The sequence below is a fragment of the Thalassotalea litorea genome (genome assembly GCF_043642205.1).
In the GTDB taxonomy this organism is placed as follows: domain Bacteria; phylum Pseudomonadota; class Gammaproteobacteria; order Enterobacterales; family Alteromonadaceae; genus Thalassotalea_A; species Thalassotalea_A litorea.
In genome coordinates this window covers 131370-154782 of the sequence record NZ_JBHZSG010000006.1, presented here as the reverse complement: position 1 = coordinate 154782, position 23413 = coordinate 131370, and the positions used below count along the sequence as shown (strand labels likewise).

Sequence of the window (23413 nt, the reverse complement as noted above, 5' to 3'; positions counted from 1 at the left end):
TAACCAACCTGTTAACAAGGTTTTCTAATTCTTTTTTGCATTCTACTTAATTAAACTACTTGTTACTTGCGATGACCAAAGAATCAGTGCGTAAATGGTGTATCACTTTCTCAGCGACATTGCCTATCAACATACCTTGCAATCCTCGTCTGCCCAAACTACCCATAATGACCAGTTCCGCTTTAAGCTCATTGGCACAATGAGGAATCGCTCTCTCCGGAGCCCCAGCTGTAACGTGCAGTTTTACATTGGGAATGTCATACCCACTAAGTAATTCAGTGAGTTGCTCTTCCCCTTCAATGCGGTGCTCCCGTGCATACTCCTCGACATCAATGATGTCCAGTTCTCTTAAAACATTAGAAACTGGTAAGCTATACACAAGATGTATGGAGCAATCAAATTTCTGCCCCCATTTTTTTGTCCATTCCAGAATAGCATGATTTAATTCGCGATGAACGTCATCTTTTGCCGCTGGGTCGATAGCCGCAAGAATCACATGCTTCTTACGCCAACCTTGTTGGCTGGCAATAAGCACAGGTGCCTGTAAGCTACGAATCAACGCCCAGTCGCAAGGCGTATGAAATAACGTTTCTGAACGATGGCCAGCCTTCACAACTAAATCGAAGTCTTTCTCATTGGTGTAATCGACAACCCAATTAACAATATCGTCGGTTACCACAACCTGACTTTTAATTGAGCCTTGTGGTTGATGGTTAGCAAAAATTTCCGTTACAGAATTTGCTAAAATTTTGCTTTGCTTATCAACACTGACTTCATCAGCTTGTTCAGGAGCAATGGTTTTGATAAAACGTACTACATCGATTTCAGTCCCCAATGGACCAGCAATATCACGAGCTTTCTTTAACGAGCAATTATTAGTTTCATTAAGATCGGTGATCACTAAAATCGATTTAGGCATAGCTGTCCTGCAAAACTTAAAACAACGATTAATCTATAGAGTAAATTCTACCTCGTCAAGACAGCTGTATGCTTTACATACAGAGTAAAATGCCTGCATGCATGTTGCATGTTATTCATAACATTAACATATTTAGTCGGCGAACAAAGAGGTTTCCACTTATCCCTAGCTAAAAACAAAGAAATGTAAATAAATGTGAATAGCCCTGCAATAGCACACATTTTGGGCTGATAAGCTGGCGTATATGTTAACAAACCGCCACGTTGAACTTGAATTTGACTGTTTGCAGGGCGTTGTAGTGGCATATTGATTTCCATTGCACAAGGGAATGGTGTCCCTACAGGACCATAATCATGAGCGCTTACGATCAAAGATAAAGCTCTAAGGTTTAGACGTGCAATCTCATCTCATTAGAAATGATGGTAGTGTTTAGATAACGGATTACCATCGAACAAACCCAGTTAAGTGCTAATGACGGCCTCACACATCAGAATGATGCAAGACACACTATCTCTGATAAAATCGCTAAATAGATAACGACCAGCATTCATTACCCGTAGGTTATACCCCATAGGCATTGGATAACTGAGGGTTGGCGCCTAATAACACCGCAAGAGCAAACCGCTCTGCTGAGGCTCTCAACTGCTGGGCAACCGAAATCGCGATTGGCGTACCGATAAATGCAATGGATGATTCGAACAAAGAATACATGCATAATTGGTAGTGAACGTAAATTATCAAGCATTACCCCGGCCTCGGGAACAATCAAGGCAACATTTCCAATTCAATTGGCGTTAAAAACCGTCATTTTTGTTGAGTTACCGGTAACCTTTGCATAGACATCGTAGTACTGCAGACTTGAGAGTACCCTAAGAACTTTGCTATCTTTCCCCTAACCTTTTCAATAAAGAGCTTTAGTTATGCCAAAGGCAAGTGAAATTAAGAAAAATGCAGCTATCGAATACAATGATGGCGTTTACATCATCAAAGATATCGAGCGTTCCGTACCACAAGGTCGTGCGGGCGGAAGTTTGTACAGAATGCGTATGTACAATGTCGTAACAGGTCATAAGATTGACGAGACGTTTAAAGATTCAGAAATGCTGAATTTTGCGGATTTAGTGCGTCGTCCAGCCACATTTTCCTATATCGATGGCGAAGAGTATGTGTTTATGGATGATGAAGACTACACGCCATATAACATCAACAAAGAAAATATCAGCGATCAGGTACCATTTATCACCGAAAGTACTCAGGGCATCTATGCAATTATCGTTGACGAATCGCCGGTCGGTATCGATTTACCGGCAAGTGTAGAGTTGGAAGTCACCGAAACTGAGCCGTCCATTAAAGGCGCTTCTGCAACTTCCCGCAATAAGCCGGCAACGTTATCAACCGGGCTGACGATTCAGGTGCCAGAACACATATCCACTGGCGATATGATTAAAGTGAATACGGAAGAACGCAAGTTTATGGGACGTGGTGACAAATAAACGCGCGCTAATCCCACCAATTAACGAACCGGCAAACATGCCGGTTTTTTATTGCCAAAAGATTTTCTGAGATTGTTTTATCATCAAACCGTCGTAATTCAGGCCATACTCATATCTTATATATTATTGAAAGCGGGTTATTGAATGGCCGTTATAGAATGCTAATTGCTGAGTATTGGCATTTACACAATACAGCGTATCACTTGAACATCAAGGGCAGATAAATGCCAACTTACGTAGCTATCAATGACCAACATCGCGATCGAATCGCCTAATAAATAACGCAATAAATAACGCAGCCGAGCAGGCTAACCTAGCCACCCAGATGACATTACTATGTAAGGTTAAGGATAAAAGATTATGGCTTCGCCGATTCCCACCCATCCGGTATTTTCAACTCGCGCAACTATCGCAAGCTGGTTTATCGTAATTTTGCTGTTCGTGCTGTTCGCACCAACCGCTTTGGCAGCTAGCAAACCGTCCCCCGTTTCGAAACACGGCGCATTATCCGTCTCTAAAAACCAGATCGTCAATCAGCAAGGTCAGCCTGTGTCTTTGGCGGGACCGAGCCTGTTCTGGAGTTGGGACGGGGCACAGGGCGAAGCGTTTTATACCGCCGATGTTGTTAAATATGTGGCAAGACAATGGCAGGCAGGGCTTATTCGAGCAGCAATGGCCGCCCAAGGCAAAGGCAGTTACCTTGACTCACCGAAAAGCAATGAAGGCAAAGTCGATGTGGTTGTCAAAGCCGCCATCGAGGAAGGCCTGTATGTGATTATCGACTGGCATTCTCATCAAGCAGAACAAGACGTTGAGAAGGCAAAAACATTTTTTCGCAACATGGCCACGCGTTATGGTGACCAGGATAACGTTATCTATGAAATTTATAATGAGCCGCTCAATACTACGGACTGGGACACCGTCATTAAGCCTTATTCGCAAGCCCTTATCGCCGCTATTAGGGAAATCGATCCGGACAACCTGATACTGGTTGGCACCCAAACCTGGTCTCAGGATGTGGATAAGGTGATTGCCAACCCCATCACAGATGCGACTAATATCGCCTATAGCCTGCATTTTTATGCCGGCACCCATAAACAAGCGCTTAGAGATAAAGCGAAACAAGCCTTATTGGCAGGTATTCCGTTATTCGTTTCAGAATGGGGAACGGTTAACGCCAATGGCGATGGCGCTATCGCCCATGAAGAAGTCGAGCAGTGGTTAGCGTTTATTCGCGATAATCAATTATCGTTTGCGACCTGGTCAATGACCAATAAGAAAGAAGGGTCGGCAATTTTCAAACCCGCAACGGATCCTTTAAAACCGTTATCCGATAAAGATTTAACCGAGAATGGAATTTATTTAAAATCCATTATTAAGCAGTGGGGTTATTAATACCAATTCCACTAATTTAGAATGACTATATCAATGAAATCTCTGTTGCAAATGAACCTCTGCCCTAACTCTGAGTCGCGCAAAAACTTAATGGAATTGCTACAAGGCTATGGTTAAGGCTAAGGTTGAGCTTAAAGCTAAAATAAAAAGCCCGCACTGCCATTTAGGTTTGCGGGCTTTAATTCAGTTCACACAAGGATTATTAACCCTAACGCTAGTCAAGCTTAAAGGATCCCTGTAGCAGGATATTATCGCTGGCGTTACCAATGAGCACCTTAAATTCTCCAGATTCCGCAAGCCAGTCGTTACTTTCTACGTCCCAGAACGACATATCACGCTTATCAATTGCGATTGTTATGTCTTTACTTTCGCCCGGTTTAAGAAACACTTTGGCAAAGCCCTTAAGTTCTTTATAAGGACGTTCTACTTTTGCGTTTACATCGTGAAGATACAACTGCACTACTTCCGCACCGGCTCGGTCTCCGGTATTTTGCACATTGACCTTAACTTCGAAACTGCCTTCACCAGCAAACGTATCCGATGCCAGGCGTAAATCACTAAGCTTAAATTCCGTGTAGGATAAGCCATGGCCGAAGGCGAATAAGGGCTCTATGTTTTGCTGTTCGAACCAACGATGACCGATAAATACGCCTTCTTTGTATAGCGATTCAACTTCATTGTAATCATCCAAAGCAATCGCCGGAGAATCTTCAAGGCGTTTTGGCAATACCATTGGCATCTTAGCGCCAGGGTTCACATCACCGAAGATAACATCGGCAAAGGCATTGCCGGCTTCTTGCCCGCCGTACCAGCCCCAGACAATCGCTTTGGCGTCCTGCTCCCATGGCATTTCAACTGCAGAACCTGCAACTAAAAATACTAGCGTATCCGGGTTTGCGGATAACAACTTGCGGATGATTTCATCCTGGGAATTAGGTAGTTTCATATCGGGACGGTCTATCGCTTCACGATCATCACCATGGCTCAATCCACCGAAATAAATTACCGCATCGGCATTTTTCGCCGCGGCAAGATATTCCTCTTCCGACGCAAACAAGCTACCCGGCGCATCCCAACCAAGCACATATTCGCCACTACCACTGTAATTGATAGTGAATTCGTATTCCGTGCCGGCGATTAGCTCGGCTTCAGCGGTAAAACTCTGTTTATCGGCGCCTGTCGACTCAGTAATCACGGAGTCACCATTGATAGCAATATCGATGTCGCCAGCAACTTCCAGGTTCAAGTTATGTATCCCGGATTGCAAAGGCTTAACCTGAGCCTTCATGGTTACATAAGTCTGTTCCGCATTTTTCGCTTTGTATTCAGAGTTAACAATCCAGTTTTCGCTCACCAGCTCATTTCGTTCTGCATCCTTATAATACGCGACCGTCCATGCTGGTGTGCCGGTCCAGTGACGGCTGGCAATGTAATCGGCAGCTATTGGCGCTAAAGCACTGGAGCGCGCTCGCATCACCTGGATATTCACACCTTCCCCTAACGCATTTTTCAGCCCTTCTAGCGGTGTTACTTCGTATAAAGATTTAACTTCGGATGAGCCACCACCCTGGCCATGTTTTTTATCGGTATTGGGACCAAGTACCAAAACATTGTTCAGCTTACTTTTATCAAGAGGCAGGATGTTGTCCTGGTTTTTCAACAGCACCACACCATTCGCGCCAATGGTTCTGGCGGCTTGCTGATGCTCTTTGGTATTGCGACTGCCAGCAAGTCGATTGTCATCGAATAAACCAACACGCTGCATTAGACGAAGTACCCGACGAACTTTATCGTCAAGAACAGACTCGTCAATCTTGCCCTCTTCAATCATGTTCTGAAACGGCTTGGCAAGAAAGTAGTCGTCGTAACTGTCGACATTAGTTCCCATTTCCAAATCCAGACCATTAACCGCGGCGTCATAGGTATTGATGTCAACGTTCCAGTCCGTTAACAGCACCCCATCAAAGCCCCACTCACCTTTTAAAATATCCATCACCAGGTGTTTCGACTGATTAGCATTGGTACCACGAAATTCGTTATACGCGCCCATAATGGAATAAACGCCACCTTCTTTTACGGCGGCTTCAAACGCCGGCAGATAGACTTCCCTTAATGTTCTTTCATCCGGTTTGGCATTAACGCCAATACGATTGAGCTCTTGAGTATTTAGCGCATAGTGTTTGGCATTGGCCGCCACATCATGGCTTTGAATGGCTTTCACTTCTGGCACAACCAAACTGGCGGCCAAAAATGGGTCTTCGCCCATATATTCAAAATTACGACCATACAAAGGCAGGCGAGCCAGGTTAATTCCGGGGCCTAAAATAATGTCTTTGCCCCGCTCTCTGGCTTCTGCACCCAGCACATTACCATGCAAGGTCGCCATGGCTGGATCCCAGCTGGCGGCAACCGAGGTTAAATGCGGTAGATACGTTGAGTGATCATTATCCCAGCCAGCTGAGTCCCAACTGTAGCGTTCGATTTGATGACGAACGCCATGGGGGCCATCAGATAACCACAACTCTGGAATGTGAAGTCGTTCGATAGCGTCAATATGAAATTTGCCACTGGCATGTACCAGAGAAATTTTCTCTTCCAGAGTTAATTGCTGCAAAAGCGTTTCTACGTTACTTTCAACATCTGCGAGTCTGGCCTGTTTATTCGGGTAGCTTGTTATCGCCTCACGATTGTCCGCACCTTTAGAAGATGCAGAACTATTATCATCCGATGATGGCGCTGGGCTACAGGATGCAAGCGTGATTGCCACCGTAACTGTCAGTAATTTCACCTTATTCATAATCAATCCTAAATCCAACCGTTATTCTGTTGCTAATACTTTTTGCCCTTGCGGCGCAGATTCATCTTCATCCGAAAGTTTATCCCACCACATCCGTTTTAAGTAGGCAGAAGTCAGCGCGGCAACACCAAGAGCAATATATAGCTCGGTCCACGACTGAATCACCAAAAATATCGCAGTCGCGGTTAGTGATGTATGCCAGACAATACCCACGACAACGTTGCTAATGTCACGAACAAACTGTCGGTTTGGCTCAAAATCCGGTTCATTGCTTTGGATTTCAGCAATGACCGGTTGCCACAAGCCCCATGGACGGGTTTTTTTATAAAATTTCATTAACGTTTGCATATCTTCAGCCGGCGTTAAATACGTAGCAACAATACAGCCGATAAACGACGTAACAAATAGTATTGGGAAACCTTCTAAAGGAGAAAGATCAACGAACGCTAACGGTACTGTTGTCACCAACCCGGTTAACATACCGAAGAAGTAACCATAGCCATTGAATCGCCACCAATACCACTTCAGCATGTTCGCAGCGGTGTAACCACCCCACAACGCCGACACTAACCACATAATGATTTCATTTAACGATGGCACAAACAAACCAATGGCAGTGCCGATAACTACGAATATTAACGAAACCAGATAACTGACTTTGACATAGGTTTTATCATCCGCGTTCGGATTCATGTATTTTTTGTAGATATCGTTGACCACATACGCAGGAGCGGCATTGGTAGTGGCAGCGAATGTCGACATAAAGCTGGCTAATAAACCGGCGACCACAACACCTAATAATCCGGTCGGAATGTAATTGCTCAATGCGAACGGTAGAATTTGTTCAAAGTCTACATCCGGTCCCATTGCGGTTAAATCCGGAATGAAAAACGCCAGAGCCAAAACCGCGAGGCCGGTGATCATCATATAACGAGGAATAATCAAGACAACGTTAACAAACCAACTCATTTTCGCCGCTTCGACCGGGGTTCTCGCCGAAAGTATACGCTGCATGTCATAGTTTGGCGCAGGCCCTGCCATACTCGACAAAATGCCTTTAAATAACACCAACATCATAAAAATGGTGAACAATGAATAGCCATCATCGATGATGCGTTGATTAGCAGAATCGAGAATACCACGCCAGTCCATATCAAGTTGCCAGCCAAAGCTAAGGTCATACCATCCCGCTGGTGTTACCGCCGCCAGCATCTCTGGCGAAACCTGCATCATTGCGATGACACCAATGGCGATACTCGCAATGGTCATAATAAAGAACTGTAACACTTCGGTAATAACGACCGAGAACATCCCACCTTTAACAACATAGACGGTGGTTATTGCGGTAAAGATAAGTCCATAGGCAATTTCATTATGACGAGGATCGACGGCAAGCTGCCAGGGCAAAAACGCGGCCGCAAATTTGCCAATGCCGACAAAGCCATAGGCAAGAAAACCCAACACCGAAAACAGCGCAAATATCACAACAATCAAATGACTTAATTTGGCCCCCTTACCCTCACCAAAGCGAAAAGTAATCCACTCAGCACCGGTCATCACCCCGGATCGGCGCAACCAGACAGATAAAAATATCATTAAAAATATTTGGTTAAAGGTAGGCCACAACCACGGAATATATATGCTTTTCAGACCATAAATAAACAACAGATAGACCAGCCACATGGTACCGCTGATATCAAACATCCCGGAAGCGTTGGATAAACCCAGGTAATACCAGGGGAGGGATTTCCCCCCTAAAAAGTAGCCTTCAATATTTTTCGAGGCGCGCTTGGAGATCCAAAACCCCACCGCTAAGGTGGCGAATAAATATAAGGCAATAATGCCTAAATCGAGGGATGTGAGATTCATTTTTATACTTTTACTCAATAGTTTTAATGTACATTTAACCAATAGATACGAAAAATGTAACCGCTTACAACGCAATTTATAACGAATAGCCTCAAATTACAAACCCGTTATTTATGGAATATCTGAAGCCGACAACAATTAATACCCTCAAAATGAAGCCAGGCGTATCCTTCATGCAAATAAATCAATGCACAAAAACAAAGCAATAAAAGTGGGTCGAGAGTTAGTCTATTAAATGAGGCGACTGAGGTGACAAGGATAGAAAAAGGAAGGACCTGAGAGCTAGCTTGCCCTCAGGAAAAATTAGCACAGCCGATTAGCCTTTGCTGAGCAATTCGCGCAAATCAATCAACGCAGCATTAGCACGAGATATATAATTGGCCATCACCAAAGAGTGGTTGGCCGACAGCCCAAAACCGCCGCCATTTAATACCATCGGACTCCATACCGTTGCCTGGCTGGCTTCTAATTCACGGATAATTTGTTGCAGACTGACATTGGCATTTTTATCTTTTAGCACCTCGGCAAAGTCGACTTCTACCGCTTTTAAAAAATGCAGCAATGCCCAGCAAGCGCCTCTGGCTTCATAAAACTCATCGTCAATTTTCCACCAACTGGTTTTTACCATCCACTCTGCACTGCCCTGTGTTGACTGACGGGCATTGCGATCACCCGCAAGATCCGTATTTAGCTGGCTGCGACCAACACTGGCACTGAGACGCTGAGAGTAGCTTCCTAAACGTTTTTCTACTTCTCGTAACCAATCATGAAGATTGTCGGCGCGAGCGTAAAATTGTGCACCTTGCTGCTCCGGGTCGGCTAATACATTGCGGTATTTGTATAAATCCTCAACGCCTTTTTTGTACATACTTTCCGAGCTTGGAAACCACCATTTATGGGCGTCATTGTTAAATTTCGGTTGAGCGCTTTTTAAAAATTTATTTTCCGACGACTGTGATTGCGAGCGGGAAAAAGACTGACGCATCGCCAGAGATAAATCCCGTGTCATTTCCAATGCACCGTATTCCCAGGAAGGGATATTGTCGAGGAACACCGATGGAGGCATTATGTCATTGGCTAAATAGCCGCCGGGTTTATCCCAGAGTTTTTCGGCGACTTTGATCAAGGTTGTGGTTGTTGTATAACCGACAACGGGATCAACATTATTCGCCTGTGCTTCTTTTACGGCAACTTCTTTGACATTAAACGTATCTGGTTCAAAGCTCCAGAAAACGCCTAACAGATAGAACAGGAACACAATCACCGCACCCGCGATGGCGAGTGTTCGAAAAGACGTAAAAAAAGCCATAATAATTTCCTTTGCGATAGTAACTAGTGATTATGCGCCGGTTTCAAACCTTTAACTGGCATTGTCACTGTCGTTTGTTGTTCATTGTCAAAATGCAATACAACATCAACCTGTTGTCCCGCTTTCACAGGCATGGTCGGGTTGAAGACCATCAAATGCAAACCGTGAGGTTGCAAGGTGACATCTTCGCCCGCCTTAATAATAATAGAATCTAGCTTCCCCATTTGCATCATGCCATCTTTCATGGTGTGTTCATGTATCTCAATTTTCTCGCTGACGGCGCTGGTCACGCTGGTAAATGTTATATCTTTATCACCAGAGTTTTTTATCGTCATATACGCAGAAGTGACTTGGGTACCCGGAATAAGTTCACGCATGTAGGGATCGGTTACTTCAATGTCCAGGGCAAATGCAGATGGAATTAACAACAGTAAACTGATTAGAGAAATGATTTTGTTCATGGAATAGTACCTCAACGACTCATGCTTTTTATTAGTGAGTGACAATAATCTCTTATTTATCAATACTCAGCAAGTTGCTTTTACTCGTCGTTGCCGTGTTTATCTTGTATGGCAATAGCGATGACACAGATTACTCGGTTGACGGTTCTTTGCATAACAGCCAAATAACAAAACCAAGCAGTAACATTGGCCAAAATACACTTAATCCGACAAATGCTAACCCCGTCAATGCGGCCAAAAATACCAGAATCAGGGTGCCAAACACGCTGATAAATAGGGTAAGGCCAACAATAAAAAATATCACCCCAATCAGGGCAGCTATGGCAATGGCTTCTATCGGTTCAACAGCGTGGTCATCAATCACAATATCCACACCCAACCAGGAAAACATCGTGTTGCCAAACAGATAGGTTAGCAACAAGGTAGCAATAATGGCCAGAAACAGAGACTTGGTGAATGACATAATAGCTCCTTTGAATACGCCGTGAAGAAAAACTCAATGCGCAGGTTTTACGCAGAAATTGCGCAGGTGTTAGCCTGCGCTTACAGGTAACGATTTGGCATAATTAAGGCTGCGACACCGTAAGCGACCAAGGTCACCGTTGGCATCATAATCAGTGCCAGAATTGCCAGCACTCTCACTACGATGCGCGGCATTGAAAAGTGGCGAGCCAAACCTGCGCAAACACCACACAATTTCTTATGAACCTGATCTTTGGCGATCGACCGTTCAATTTTATATTTAACTTTACTCATACATCCTCCGTTAATACGCTTCTGTCGACGAGCTTAACCGCTGATATAGCGACTTAAGCCAAATACGCCTGCACCGATAAAAAAGGTGATTACAGGCACTAACCAAAGTGTCATCATAATTGAAAACGGGAACATAACTTTCTCCTTAATCATCCAGTCAATTCAGTCAATTGAATCGTTACTGAACGCTTGCTAAAACCTATGGTTGCCAACTATGCGTTGACAACATTCTTCTTCATCGCCTGCAATTCTTGCTCTATCGACTCTTCAGCCTCTAACGCCTGAAACTGACTTTCCAGGGTTTTCGCCTCGGTCAAATCGTATGCTTCAACCTGAGCTTCCAGACCATCGACTTTTTGCTGAAATTTTTCGAATCGCAAAATAGCATCATCGATTTGCTCAAACTTAACCGTTTCACGCACTTTCAAACGCACTTCTGCAGTTTGCTGACGCTTTACACACGCTTCCTGGCGCTGTTTTGCTTCATTGAGTTTTTCCTGAAGACGGTTGCTGTCGGTTTGAATCGATTCCAATAACTCTTCTACTTGCAGCAATTGCGCTTCAATATCAGTGATAACCGGCTGACATTGTTGTTTGGCAAGCAATGCCTGACGGGCCAGATCATCTCGACCTTTATTAATGGCTAGCTCGGCTTTTTCCTGCCATTGCGCCGCTTTATCGGTTTGCGCTCGTAATTGACGAGTCAGTGTTTTCTTCTCGGCAATTTGCTTGGCGGCCGAGGTGCGAACCTCGACCAGCGTTTCTTCCATCTCCTGAATGATCAAACGGATCATTTTTTCAGGGTTTTCCGCCTTATCCAGCAAGCTGTTAATGTTGGCGTTAATGATGTCGGTTAAACGAGAAAAGGTACCCATTGTTATTCTCCTGATTTATCTTGTGTTTTATCTGAATCCGCATCGTCTTTATCGAAATTGCTGATGTCACGGATGGTGACAGTTGGTACACCTTTATCCGTTACATACTGAGCATCGATTTTGAAGTTATGCACTTCTTGAGCAATGCTGTTTTTAACTTGTTGCTGGAGTTGGTTCGCAACCATGCGACCTTGATTTTCTACCATCATGTCCAGGGCCGTTTGCAAAGACACTAACTGCTCAGCCTTTGCACCCGTGGTAAATAAAGTACTGGTTACTAGTACTAAAGAGGCGATACCGATTTGTTTGCTTAACGTGTTCATTTTCAACCCTTACCATACTGATTCGTATGTTTTGCTAATTAATGACTTAATCTTGTATAAGTACTTACAAGTGCTGTGCCAATTTGTTATTTTTTGTTAACCCTTTGTTTTTAAAGGGCTGTAGTGAATGACTATTTTTTATCAGGGAAAAGTGGCCCGATATATTTGTTCGCAAAATGGTAAATTTAACCAACTGATTGGTGAATTTGACTAATGAGAATTAAGAGGTGGAAGAATAAGGTGGGAGGAAAAGCGAAAAGCTGAGGTGGAAGATAAGAGCACACTGCGTTCCTAGCCCGTTCCACTCCTGGCACGCTGATAAAGGTCATTTGTTGCGAGTACACCGAAAGTAATTTCGGTTCCGGGTACACAAAATCAAGATTTTGTGTACCCGGAGTGTCGCATGCGACATGTCCCCTTCCTTCAAAGCATGCAATCGAAGATTGCGCCTGGCACTAGAGGGGTGAAGGGGAAAATGTAAGGTGGAGGGTGAAGTAGAAGGTGGAAGTAAAAGCGGCTTATCTTCCACCGATAATTGAATCGGAAATATGTTCCAGACATTTCCGACATACCAGCGTCCATGCCGGCATCCATGCATTTTCGGCATACCGGCCAATCCATGGCCAGGACCAGCACCCGTTACTTCAAAAGCAAATGAAGCTTGTATATGAGTCATGCTCTGACACTACAGGGAATCAAAGTTTAATAATGAAATTGGGTGTTGGAGAAACGTGTTGCAGGCAACGAGTGAAGCGGAGACTAAATACGGAGTTAGTCTGGGGCCGAGACTAGTTATGTTTCGCTGAGCGCAACGGCGCCTTTGGGGCAGAATCCAGATTATCCCTTTCCAGAAGCGATGCAATGATCGAACTTCCCAGCAAACATACTGCCGGAACCATTAAAATAGCAAAAAACACAATTAAATTGGGCATATCAGCCTCATCCTAATCTTTGTTGGGGCGCAAACCTGAAGGCTTTGCACATTTATCCGGATTAACAGGGAACACACGGTGTTCGTATTTAAACCTGTCCCGGTTTGGATTTACTCTTTAGTCGCAGCAAGTTACAAAAAGGTTCAGTTTGTGGCAAATTAATTTCTGTTAATTTTCGAATCCTTTACGAGCCAATCGGCTATACGGTTCATTTTGCCGTATCAACAGACCAAATTTCCGTAAAAAGGAATTTACGTTCCTATATCAGAATTCCGTAGGGTTGAGGATAATGGCAGGGAAGATATACAAACAAATACGGGACAGCCGTTGTGTCCCGTTATTAACAAAAGATTTCGAAAGCGATAGCGCTTATTCGGTATCCGGCTGACCTGTCAGGGCATATGCCTCACGAAGCACATAAGAATTAGCCCCTTCTTTACCAGCGTTTTCCGATAAATAACGACGGAATCTACGGGCACCAGGTAAGCCATTACACAAGCCCAACATATGACGAACGATATGCCAGACACGCGGCGTGTGCTGACCCGGTGCCGCAGGCGCTATCTGGTTATCAATATAGGAGCACATGCGATCGATAATCTCTTCGCGGGTTAATATCGGGGTATCCTCACCATATATCACCTGATCGGCACTCGCCATCAAATAGGGGTTTTGGTAAAACTCGCGGCCAATCATCACCCCATCAATATGTTGCAAATGCTCTAACGATTGCTCGTAAGTAGTGATACCACCATTGATAGATATTTTGAGTTGCTCAAAATCCTGTTTAATTTGATACACACGGGAATAATCCAGCGGTGGAACTTCACGGTTCTGTTTTGGGCTTAAACCACTGAGCCAGGCTTTACGGGCGTGAACAATAAAGTGTTCACAACCTGCTGCTGATACAGTTTCAATAAACTTGTGCAGAAACTCGTAGCTATCCTGATCGTCAATACCGATACGAGACTTTACCGTAACAGGTACCGAAACCGCCGCCTGCATATCACTGACACATTGCGCCACCAGCTCAGGCTCTGCCATTAAACAAGCGCCAAAACGCCCGTTTTGCACTCTGTCCGACGGACATCCTACATTGATGTTGATTGCGTCATAGCCGCGCTGCTCGGCAATTTTGGCGCATTCCGTCATTGCTTTGGGATCACTACCACCAAGTTGCAACACCACAGGATGCTCTTCGTCATTAAAAGCGAGGTAATCGCCCTTGCCAAACAGAATCGCCCCGGTTGTCACCATTTCGGTATACAACACCGTGTGTTTACTCATTACCCGGTAGAAATAACGACAATGGCGATCAGTCCAATCCAGCATTGGCGCCACAGAAAGTCTATCGTTCACACAAATTTACTCAAAAACTAAAGTGCTGCAATTATAACGCAGGCACGTGTAGGGCAACAAGTTACAGGGGCATAGATACAAGGGCATTGATACTAGGGGAATAGATACAAATTTAAACAAATAAATTTCTTGCACTTTAACGTAACGAATCGAGCACCAGCACTTCACCTAACTTATTGATTACGTTACGACAAAAAACAAACACCCTGTTATCATCGATTGGTATTGCTAGCCTAGGTGGGCGACATTGCGGATAAATGTCTGGAAAAGGGCGAGCAATTTTTTGAGGTTTTAGTACACTAAAAATTAGGTCTGCTGTTTTTGAGGGCGTATTATGCAAGAAACGAATGCTAATAAAGTATCATCTGACTCCGAAGAAACTGAGGAGTTGAGAAATCAACACCGCCAGGAGAGCGTGAACACTGGTTCTACAAAACGCGATGAGCGTCGTCAGGTAGAGAAAGACGAAACGTGTTTTGTCTTAGGCTATAACTAATCGCCATCTACCTTCAGAAAAACGCTCTATTGTGTTTTGAAGCGTAGCAATAGCTGCGCCCATTTGCCCTGAACTCCCAGCCCCGGAAGCAAGCTTTGGAGCTAGATTTCTCTAAGTCCATTTTAACAGCAAGATGCTTTCACTCGCGGTTTCTCAGGGTTGCAGCATGATGCTGTAGCTTTTGACATATTAGCTTCTGACGATTCTATAACATCGGCCTGAGCTACCCGTTTTTCCACACACGCTTTTGTCTGCGGATTTCTCTCACTGTAGCGGTCAACCAGCATGTCTTTGTTGTCACGTGTTAATAGCGTAAACTTCATTAGCTCTTCCATCACATCAACAATACGCTCTCGATATGCCGATGCTTTCATCGAACCATCATCGTTAAATTCCTGCCAGGCTTTGGCCACTGAAGATTGATTAGGGATGGTTAACATTCGCATCCAACGGCCTAGAATTCGCATATTATTCACCGCATTAAAGCTCTGCGAACCGCCACTTACCTGCATGACCGCCAGAGTTTTTCCTTGGGTTGGGCGCACCGCGCCATCGCTTAACGGGATCCAGTCAATCTGGTTTTTCATTACCCCAGACATATTGCCGTGGATTTCCGGCGATGACCAAACCTGAGCTTCTGACCATTTCACCAGCTCGCGAAGTTCCTGTACTTTCGGGTGCTGCACAGATTCGCCATTATCAAATAGAGGCAGGTCTTTTGGGTTAAAAAACTTTACCTCGGCGCCAAAATGCTCAAGCATTTTTCCGGCTTCGATGGCCGCATACCGGCTCATAGATTTTTTTCGTAGTGAGCCATAAAGCACGAGTATGCGTGGCTTGTGGGTACTTGTCGTCAAAGTTTTGGGCGTGAAGTTAAAGGTTTCGTTTTGCAAATAGTCCATAATTTTCTCCTGGTTTCTGGACATTTTGCTTATAAGACGAAGGTAATTTGAAAAAGACGAAATTATTTTAATAAATTATTGTATTCGCAAGACTCTTCCTGATTAACAGACAAAAATATAACCAAAAAGTTAGACTATTTAAGAAATGCTATGTTTACTGGCGCTTAAGTTTTGCCATCATTAAGCTACGCCTAGTACTTAATAATAGCCGTAAGCCCAAGCGCCCCAATAAAAAACTCGCACCGCCTATACCCGCAAAAAGTACAATGTTAGTGCCATAGTATTCATACATCAGCTCGTTAACAAAAGCCCCCGGAAATATGTACTCAGGATCAACCGCTAGTTCTTCGAAGATGATGCTGGATTGCACGACGTTTATGACCAAAAAGTAACACGATTCCATAACCAACATAAATAAAGTGACAAATATGAGATAAAGGATTAATCCGGTTATATTCACCAATATCCCGGTCTTGCCACTCGAGTATTTCTCTAACCCAGCATAGTAAATACCTACCAACAACAGCGGCAGTAGATAAACCAGTTCACTTTTGTTAAGTGAAAAAAAGCCAGTAACAAACATAACCAACAAGACTAATCCGAAGCCTGCGCTAAACCTGAAAAAGCTTCTGTTAATTTGGGCCATAAAACTGGGCACTTTTTTGCCAGCTAACAGTCCACCTAAGCTAAGTGAAAGTAGAGTGATTAGAGCTATTGATATGTAGTGTATTATCGAAAAATAGTTCTCTGGAAAATTTTTCAAAATTAATACGTGCATGCGCTGTGAATAGGAAGCATCTGAAAAGATAAAATCCGGAAAATAAATTACCAATAATCCAAATAGGACAAATAACGCGAACGAGAGCCCGCCTAATACATCCAGTGCTTTGTATTTACTCATTTTATTCCAAAGTACACTCAGCAGAAAAATTCACCATAGCAATCCATTATTTCTCAGGCAACTGATTCAAGGTGTAATAAACCTTATCAACACTTACCTGACGGCCTTTTGTATCGCGAAGGCCAGTAAAGTCTATCTGCACCACTCTGTCGGCGGTTAACGGCAACAAAACATCAATGGATTTACCGTCATCAGCTAGGGTTACTTTAGAGATATTTAGCGATTCGAGATTCTTTTTCGGCGAGCCATAATTGCTGGAATAATGATAGTTCCAGTGCTGAGCGGTAAAGCTTGCAAGCGTTACCGAGCCTTTATCGAGCTTGTCGGTGAAAGTCAGGGTAAAACCCTGAGCATTCAGTTTGATATCAAGCAACTCAAATGGATTGGTGCCATCCCACACCACTTTTTGCAGACCAAAAGGCTTGCCACCAACAGCGCCCCAACCGCCAGCTGTCTGACCGATCCAGAGCTGGCCCTGGCTATCAAATTCGGCGCGGATATTGCCACTTTGAAACTTATTCATAAAGTTGATAACCGCCCCCTGATACTGACCATTAACCTTATCCAGCAACACCCGAAATACATTCGACTGAGTTTGATCGCCGATAAAGATCTGCCCGGCAAATGGTCCGAACTTACCTTGTGATTGATCCCATTCCGGATTTCCCGGCGAGTTAGACACTTCAATATGCGGGATCCAAACCACCGGTTTTTCGCTCATTGCCGCCAGTTCCTCGAGCGACATTTTCGCGACGCTGTCGCGGGAAAAACCCTCGATATCAATAAGCGATACCGGGTGGCCGTAAAACTTGTCCTTGCGCAATAAATGCATTTTCGAGGTTGGAACCCAATCGCCTTGGTTATCGGTAAAGAACACCTCCCCTTGTGGGCTTGCGCCTATACCCGCCGGAGAGCGAAGCCCCCAGGCGTAGGGTGAGTACTCACCTTGTGGGCTAACCTGATAAGCGAAACCGCGATGCCCGCCAGCACTACCCATGGCACCTAAGGTAAAAGCATCAGGATTGTTATGAGAAAGATTTAACGTGCCGTAGTAATTGCCATCTAAGTCTTTCGCTGGGCCAAAGTTATATTCATGGTAATTATCATGAAAATCCCACTCACCGGCGAAGAACTGATAGCTGTCGGCAACACCATCGTTGTCGGTATCGGTTATTCGCGTTAATTCTGGCTTTTGCGCCACCACAATAGAACCATCATCATCCACCAATAGGCCAGTAGGTTCATGCAAACCTCTGGCAAACTGTTTCCAGGTTTCGTTCTTATAGGTCCAAACTTCACCAAGGCGGGTAGCGACATAAATGGTGCCATTTTTATCACTGTCGAGGCCGGTAATGTGAAACTGCACATCTTTTGGAGTAGTGATGGTTTCAATGTGATAACCATCAGGTTTGTATTGGTGCTTTGGCGCCTGATCGGCGTTTGCTGAAAACGCCGATAGCATTACCGCAAACGTAGCGAATGAGGTGATAGGTGCAAACGGACGAGGTGTCGATAAATATCTGGTCATAATGATGTCTTTGTTATTATTTAATCGGTAGCGCTTTTAGCTTTAGCGCTTTGAATTAACGCTTTTTATTTACATGGGATGTATTTGTGCGCTGACCAGAAAACTGGCAGAACCTTTATCATTGAGCTTAACGCGCTGCATTGTGTAATCTTTTTCGTCACTCGTTTCAGGCATATTTTCACCCGGTACATTCCAGGTTAATTTCGGCGATTTCGGCAGACGAATCGTTAACTCTTCGCCAGCAGTACCTGTCACCTGATAGTGAATATCCAGTTGCTTTGATGTAACCGCCTTCGCACTTACCTGTACCTGATGACTTCCCTGTGTATAGCGAAACACGGGTTCACCATGTTGCATTTGATACCCTTTAAAGCGACAGTTTTCCTGAGTATCGAACGTAAGAGCCTGAGGTGAATGAAACACCCAATCACCAAGAGGAATACTGGCATCTTCACCACGACCGCCAATATTAGGGCCTATATTGAGAAACTCTCCCTGCCACAAGCCAACAATGTCACAGCTACGGGTGTTAAAGGCATGATTGATTTGTTTCGGCGTGGCTACAGAAATGGAATAGGCTGGCAGATTCGTGACTTTGATGCGCTGCACCAGGGTTTCCCCTTCAGCATTTAAATTAAACTTTTTGTTCAACATGATTTTTTGAGCACGGGTGGAAAGTGCAAACTTTTTAATGCTCATATCATCATTGGTGGCAATCAATACCAGATTGCGTTGCCCGGGTTTACTGTCCGCCGAACGATAGGTGATTTTGAGTGTCTGCTTCCCCCTTGCAACGACCCAGGTTGGAAACCATTCGCCAAAGCGGTTATCCCGGGCAACGGGCTTACCATCGACTTCGAAATCGATATCCGCTTTTGCGCCCCACTGTATCCAGATGCGCGTATCTTCATCACCACTGGTATAAAAATCTCCTGAAAATTCAATAATGTAATGTTGGATTTCTGGCAACTGAAAGTCGGCGAGATTTTTACTTAATGTTCCGGATTTCACCAATTTATCATCGGTTATGGTTCGGTCATCCTTGCTTTGCATCTGATAAAGCTTATAAGTCAGACCATCAAAGCCCCGACGCTGAGAGAGGATATAGGCAACGATGGATTGCAGTTGCTCGGCATTAAATACGTCTTTAAACCCTGGCATCCCGGCTTTCATAAAACCGGTCTCGATGTTAGCGAGGATTGCAGAAGGCTGACTGCCGTGCACCCACTCTCCATCTTTTAAATTAAAGCCAGAACCACCGCTTAAGTCTTTGCCATGGCAAGAAGCGCAAACCTGTTCAAATAAAGTTTGCCCTTGCGCGGTCACCGTTGGATTTTGCGATAGGGTCGTTAACAACCGATTCTGACGTGTATCTTCGGACTGATTTTCGACATTATTGGCAAGTGTTAAGCCGCTGAACAGAAATAAACTAGCCGCAGTCATTCGGGTAAAAGCCCCGTATAATGCGATTCCTTGGCGATTCATGATGATTGTACAACCCGGGCAAACTTGCCTATGCAATTAATAATGTTAGATAAAAACTATCTACCCGCCCGGTAATTGTCAACAATTTACACGTCATTTCTATGACGGATTTTGCCTGATGTGCGCTAACAGGCGCCAGCTCGCTAACGCTCCGAAAACCGAAATTACTGCCAGCAATAAAAACAAGTGATGGAAACCGGCAACGCCGGGAGCACTGTCCAATAAACGTCCCGCGATAGGGGCAAAGAAAAAATCAGGGGTAAAACCCATGACCGAGATGATGCCGACAGCAATCCCTGTTCGATTCGTCGCAACCTGGCTTTCTTCCAGCAAGGCAAAGTAAATTGCTCTGATCGCAAATACCAACAAGAAAGTGGCAACGATATTCACGTTGATCCAAAAAGGTTCGGCATTAGCAAATGGCAGATAGATAACAAAGCTGGCGATTAACAGAAGAAAAATAGCTGTAACGGTTTTTCCTATTCCTATTTTATCGGCAACTACTCCGGCCACTAATGCTGCACCTAATCGTACAAAAGACACATTGGCGACAAATTGCGACGATTCGATTGAGGTATAAGAAAATACGGTGGTTAAATACAAGCCAAAATAATCCAGCCCTTTGTAACCACAATAAGCGGTTAATACGATTACCCCTTGCAGCCAGATAACCGGCTGCTTGAGAACATATTTCATATCTTCCAATAAGGTATGTCGTGAATGAGTACTTTGCCCGGACGGTTTAACTGCGGTTTGCATATCAACGTTATCCGGATTATTTTCCGACGGGATGACAATAAGCACCAGTACACCGGCACAAAATGTCGCGATACCATAGAAACTGATAACCGCTTGTAGGCCATATCGTTGTTGTTCAGCACTGCCCGATATTTCTGGGCCGACCATTGTCATTAACATAACACCTAGGGTTGCCGCGCTGGCAGCGACAAAGCCACGACCGCCGTCTAACACAGCAAACGCTTTCCCTTGTGAGTTTTCGCCGCCCCATAACCGAGTCAGCTTAATCATTGCCGCCCAGAATAAAAGAATGGTGGTTACCCCCCAGTATGCGAACAACCAGGTAAGTCCGGTCAACGACGGTATTTGTACCAGATACAAACCTCCGGCGGCGGTCAGGATTAATGATGTACTCATTAACCGTGTCGCAGAAAAACGATCGGCTAACGGACCGCCTGCGAAATAAGCAAGCATCGACATGATGCCATATAGGCCAAAGACATCACCTAACTCGGTATTGGTAAGTTGAAACACTTCTAAAAAGCTGGGGCGAAAAAATCTTGCCACATGAAATGGCAAACTAAAAATGATCTCTCCGGCAAATACCAGAGTGAAGATGATCAATATGCGGCGCAATGGAGAAATACTTTGAATGAAATCGACCCCTTTAAACGTTCACCGGTTAAAGCTTGAGCCATTTTCGTGAATAACACAACATGGCTTGTTAAGGCCTGTTTATATTCGTTCTAACCATGAGTTGCCCTATCTTTGGCAACGATGACCAAACGCCATGCACCGAACCACACTTCTTGCTGACATTGAATAATAAAAAACTAAGTTTCAATCAGTTACATTCCTAGGTAAAGTAGCATTAACAGTATTTATGCGACGCACAATATAAAGGATTGCACTATGACAACGGTGCCAATAGAAGAATACGATTTCGATTTAAGCGCTCAGAAACGGCGTGATCCTGAGCATTGCGATGCCCAGCTAAAGCGTCGCTGGTTACATTTAAATTATGCGAACCTTACCAACGTTGAGCAACTGCAAAATTTTCCATTAGATAGTGTGGTTGCCGATGCTCTGCTATCGGAAGAAACTCGGCCGCGGGCACAGTTGCTCGAAGATGGCATTCTGTTGTCTCTGCGTGGTATTAATTTAGCGAAAAATTCTAAACCCGAAGACATGGTTTCGGTTCGGGTTTTCATAACTAAGGATTCCGTATTATCTACTGGCAGACGAAAACTTGTCGCACTAGATAATATCGCGATTACCCTTGATTCACATACGGGACCAACTGAACCATCTGCATGGCTGTGCACGCTGATTGCTAACCTGACAGACAATATGGCCGGTACGGTTCATTTTATCGAAGAGACGCTGTCGGGGTATGAAGATTTAGCCATTGAAAATAAAGAAACGGCGTTTCAATCTGAGCTTGCCAATCTACGTCGGCAAATCATCGCGATTCGCCGCTACTTAGGGCCTCAACGCGACGCTTTGCTGACTCTGCTCAGTGATAAAAACAAATTTATCGATGCCGAACACAAAATCGAAATCCGCGAATCGCTAAACCACCTGCAATTGTATATTGAAGAGCTGGATTTATGTAAAGAGCGGGCAAATGTATTGCAAGAAGAGATCAACGTAAACCTGGGCCAGACCATGAATAACCGCATGTATGTTTTGTCTATCGTTGCGGCGATTTTTTTACCTCTGGGATTTTTAACCGGCTTACTCGGCATTAATGTCGGCGGTATGCCTGGCGCGGAAAATTCCAGCGCTTTCTATCTGGTATGCCTTTTTCTGCTGATAATCGCCCTGCTTTTAACAATAATGTTGAAAAAAAATCGCTGGCTTTAACGGGTAAAGCTGCAATCAATAAATATTATTTATCAAAAACCCGGAAGTTGATAAATAATGCTTATCAACTCCGTATGTATGGGAATATCTGCAAGGCATCTTTTATGGTAGAAATTTTCTGATTTTGCACCAGGTATACGGCAAAGATTTCTCGTTCATAAATGGGTGTCTCATCGACAACAAACAATTTTTTCTTTCTTATATATTCAAAACACAACTGTCTTGGTAAGTACGCAGAACCGCCGACGTCGAGAATAAAATTTAGTGCGACTCGGGGCTGGCTCATATGATGACGAGGCGCGATTAATTCGTTGAAATGCCTTTGAAACTGCGAGTTTACCGATTCACCGTAATCGACCGTGATAAAATTTTCAATTTCACTAACTTGTTGATTTTCTATGGAAGAAACGAGCTGTAACGGTACCGTGGCAACTTTTTCAGTGATCACATCTTCGCTGTAAGTTGGCTCGAATAAAAAGGCAATATCCAGTAAGCGGGTTTGAATTTGTTTGCGCAGCTCAAGCGAAGAATAGGTATTGGTATATAAACAAACATCATCCAAATTGCGATGGATTTTTATCAACCAGTCTTGTAAAACAACATCCCAGATAGAAGTGATTGAGCCAACAAAAAGCTGCGTCGAGTTATGCTGCGCAATCCCTACGTCCAACTTTGTTTTTTGCCATAAGGTAAGCATTTCCCGGGCATGCTTATTGAGGCGATGGCCCTCAGCGGTCAGTTTCAAACGCTTTTGCGAGCGATCAAAAAGCAGTACGCCTAATTCCGTTTCCAGTTGTTTAATGCGGGCGCTAACTGCTGCCTGGGTTAGAAACAAATTTTCCGCCGCTATCCGCACATGTAAGGTGTGACTGACTTCCAAAAAAGTCGATAAGAGTTCTATTTTCATCGCGCCAACTAACAAATATTTTTTATCAATATACCATAGTTTATTTAGTTTTTGCTTTCACTAAATTACAACTAAAGTTACCGCAACTTAATATTCCGCTGC

21 protein-coding genes are annotated in these 23413 nt (G+C 44.2%); 4 read left to right on the top strand and 17 right to left on the bottom strand.

From position 1 onward, the window contains the following. Positions 1–55: 55 nt before the first annotated feature. Together ACHUFQ_RS05215 and ACHUFQ_RS05210 are read right to left on the bottom strand one after the other, a co-directional pair. The gene (locus ACHUFQ_RS05215) at positions 56–919 is read right to left on the bottom strand and encodes a universal stress protein (RefSeq protein WP_394173632.1); all 864 of its coding nucleotides are present in this window, start codon (positions 917–919) and stop codon (positions 56–58) included. Positions 920–1480: 561 nt separating this feature from the next. Continuing rightward, positions 1481–1621, bottom strand: a complete 141-nt coding sequence (locus tag ACHUFQ_RS05210; RefSeq protein ID WP_394173630.1) for a hypothetical protein — start codon at positions 1619–1621, stop codon at positions 1481–1483. Between the two features lie 218 nt (positions 1622–1839). Here ACHUFQ_RS05210 and efpL point away from each other — a divergent pair, with 218 nt between their 5' ends. Both efpL and ACHUFQ_RS05200 read left to right on the top strand, forming a co-directional pair. Beyond that, positions 1840–2412, top strand: coding sequence for an elongation factor P-like protein EfpL (efpL, locus tag ACHUFQ_RS05205; protein WP_394173628.1), 573 nt, complete (start codon positions 1840–1842; stop codon positions 2410–2412). 360 nt (positions 2413–2772) lie between these two features. Next, positions 2773–3807 (top strand): glycoside hydrolase family 5 protein, encoded by a 1035-nt coding sequence (locus tag ACHUFQ_RS05200; protein WP_394173626.1) that lies wholly within the window; start codon positions 2773–2775, stop codon positions 3805–3807. A 214-nt stretch (positions 3808–4021) separates the two neighbouring features. Here the strand turns inward: ACHUFQ_RS05200 and ACHUFQ_RS05195 are convergent, their stop codons facing one another. The 9 genes from ACHUFQ_RS05195 to dusA all read right to left on the bottom strand — a co-directional run bounded on the left by ACHUFQ_RS05195 (position 4022) and on the right by dusA (position 14488). Beyond that, a complete protein-coding gene (locus ACHUFQ_RS05195) occupies positions 4022–6604 on the bottom strand; it encodes a glycoside hydrolase family 3 C-terminal domain-containing protein (protein WP_394173624.1) in 2583 nt (860 codons plus the stop codon). Between the two features lie 21 nt (positions 6605–6625). Continuing rightward, the gene (locus ACHUFQ_RS05190; protein WP_394173622.1) at positions 6626–8473 is read right to left on the bottom strand and encodes a sodium:solute symporter family protein; all 1848 of its coding nucleotides are present in this window, start codon (positions 8471–8473) and stop codon (positions 6626–6628) included. 316 nt (positions 8474–8789) lie between these two features. Further along, entirely contained in the window at positions 8790–9782 is a 993-nt protein-coding gene (locus ACHUFQ_RS05185) for a DUF2333 family protein (protein ID WP_394173621.1), read from the bottom strand. Between the two features lie 23 nt (positions 9783–9805). Continuing rightward, a complete protein-coding gene (locus ACHUFQ_RS05180) occupies positions 9806–10243 on the bottom strand; it encodes a copper chaperone PCu(A)C (protein ID WP_394173619.1) in 438 nt (145 codons plus the stop codon). Positions 10244–10373: 130 nt separating this feature from the next. Further along, a complete protein-coding gene (locus ACHUFQ_RS05175; RefSeq protein WP_394173617.1) occupies positions 10374–10706 on the bottom strand; it encodes a hypothetical protein in 333 nt (110 codons plus the stop codon). A gap of 80 nt (positions 10707–10786) precedes the next feature. Continuing rightward, a complete protein-coding gene (locus tag ACHUFQ_RS05170) occupies positions 10787–10999 on the bottom strand; it encodes a PspC domain-containing protein (RefSeq protein WP_138320325.1) in 213 nt (70 codons plus the stop codon). A 212-nt stretch (positions 11000–11211) separates the two neighbouring features. After that, the gene (pspA, locus tag ACHUFQ_RS05165; RefSeq protein ID WP_394173615.1) at positions 11212–11874 is read right to left on the bottom strand and encodes a phage shock protein PspA; all 663 of its coding nucleotides are present in this window, start codon (positions 11872–11874) and stop codon (positions 11212–11214) included. 2 nt (positions 11875–11876) lie between these two features. Next, complete coding sequence (locus ACHUFQ_RS05160) at positions 11877–12197, bottom strand: hypothetical protein (protein WP_394173613.1); 321 nt, start codon at positions 12195–12197, stop codon at positions 11877–11879. 1301 nt (positions 12198–13498) lie between these two features. Beyond that, positions 13499–14488, bottom strand: a complete 990-nt coding sequence (gene dusA / locus ACHUFQ_RS05155) for a tRNA dihydrouridine(20/20a) synthase DusA (protein ID WP_394173611.1) — start codon at positions 14486–14488, stop codon at positions 13499–13501. 334 nt (positions 14489–14822) lie between these two features. On the opposite strand from dusA, the gene ACHUFQ_RS05150 reads away from it, so the two are divergent. Beyond that, a complete protein-coding gene (locus tag ACHUFQ_RS05150) occupies positions 14823–14984 on the top strand; it encodes a hypothetical protein (RefSeq protein ID WP_394173610.1) in 162 nt (53 codons plus the stop codon). A gap of 122 nt (positions 14985–15106) precedes the next feature. Here ACHUFQ_RS05150 and arsH read toward each other — a convergent pair whose 3' ends face one another. From arsH to ACHUFQ_RS05125, 5 genes are all read right to left on the bottom strand, one after another. Next, entirely contained in the window at positions 15107–15886 is a 780-nt protein-coding gene (gene arsH / locus ACHUFQ_RS05145; protein WP_394173608.1) for an arsenical resistance protein ArsH, read from the bottom strand. Positions 15887–16040: 154 nt separating this feature from the next. Then, positions 16041–16787, bottom strand: coding sequence for a hypothetical protein (locus ACHUFQ_RS05140; protein ID WP_394173606.1), 747 nt, complete (start codon positions 16785–16787; stop codon positions 16041–16043). Positions 16788–16833: 46 nt separating this feature from the next. Next, positions 16834–18315: a DUF7133 domain-containing protein gene (locus ACHUFQ_RS05135; protein WP_394173604.1), complete on the bottom strand. Its 1482-nt coding sequence runs from the start codon at positions 18313–18315 to the stop codon at positions 16834–16836. Between the two features lie 69 nt (positions 18316–18384). Continuing rightward, positions 18385–19800, bottom strand: coding sequence for a c-type cytochrome (locus ACHUFQ_RS05130; RefSeq protein WP_394173602.1), 1416 nt, complete (start codon positions 19798–19800; stop codon positions 18385–18387). A gap of 99 nt (positions 19801–19899) precedes the next feature. Further along, complete coding sequence (locus ACHUFQ_RS05125; RefSeq protein WP_394173600.1) at positions 19900–21174, bottom strand: MFS transporter; 1275 nt, start codon at positions 21172–21174, stop codon at positions 19900–19902. Positions 21175–21450: 276 nt separating this feature from the next. Here ACHUFQ_RS05125 and ACHUFQ_RS05120 point away from each other — a divergent pair, with 276 nt between their 5' ends. Then, on the top strand, positions 21451–22404 hold the full coding sequence (locus ACHUFQ_RS05120; RefSeq protein WP_394173598.1) for a zinc transporter ZntB: 954 nt from the start codon (positions 21451–21453) through the stop codon (positions 22402–22404). Between the two features lie 64 nt (positions 22405–22468). On the opposite strand, the gene ACHUFQ_RS05115 is transcribed toward ACHUFQ_RS05120, so the two are convergent. After that, positions 22469–23311 (bottom strand): LysR family transcriptional regulator, encoded by an 843-nt coding sequence (locus ACHUFQ_RS05115; protein WP_394173596.1) that lies wholly within the window; start codon positions 23309–23311, stop codon positions 22469–22471. Between the last annotated feature and the right edge of the window lie 102 nt (positions 23312–23413).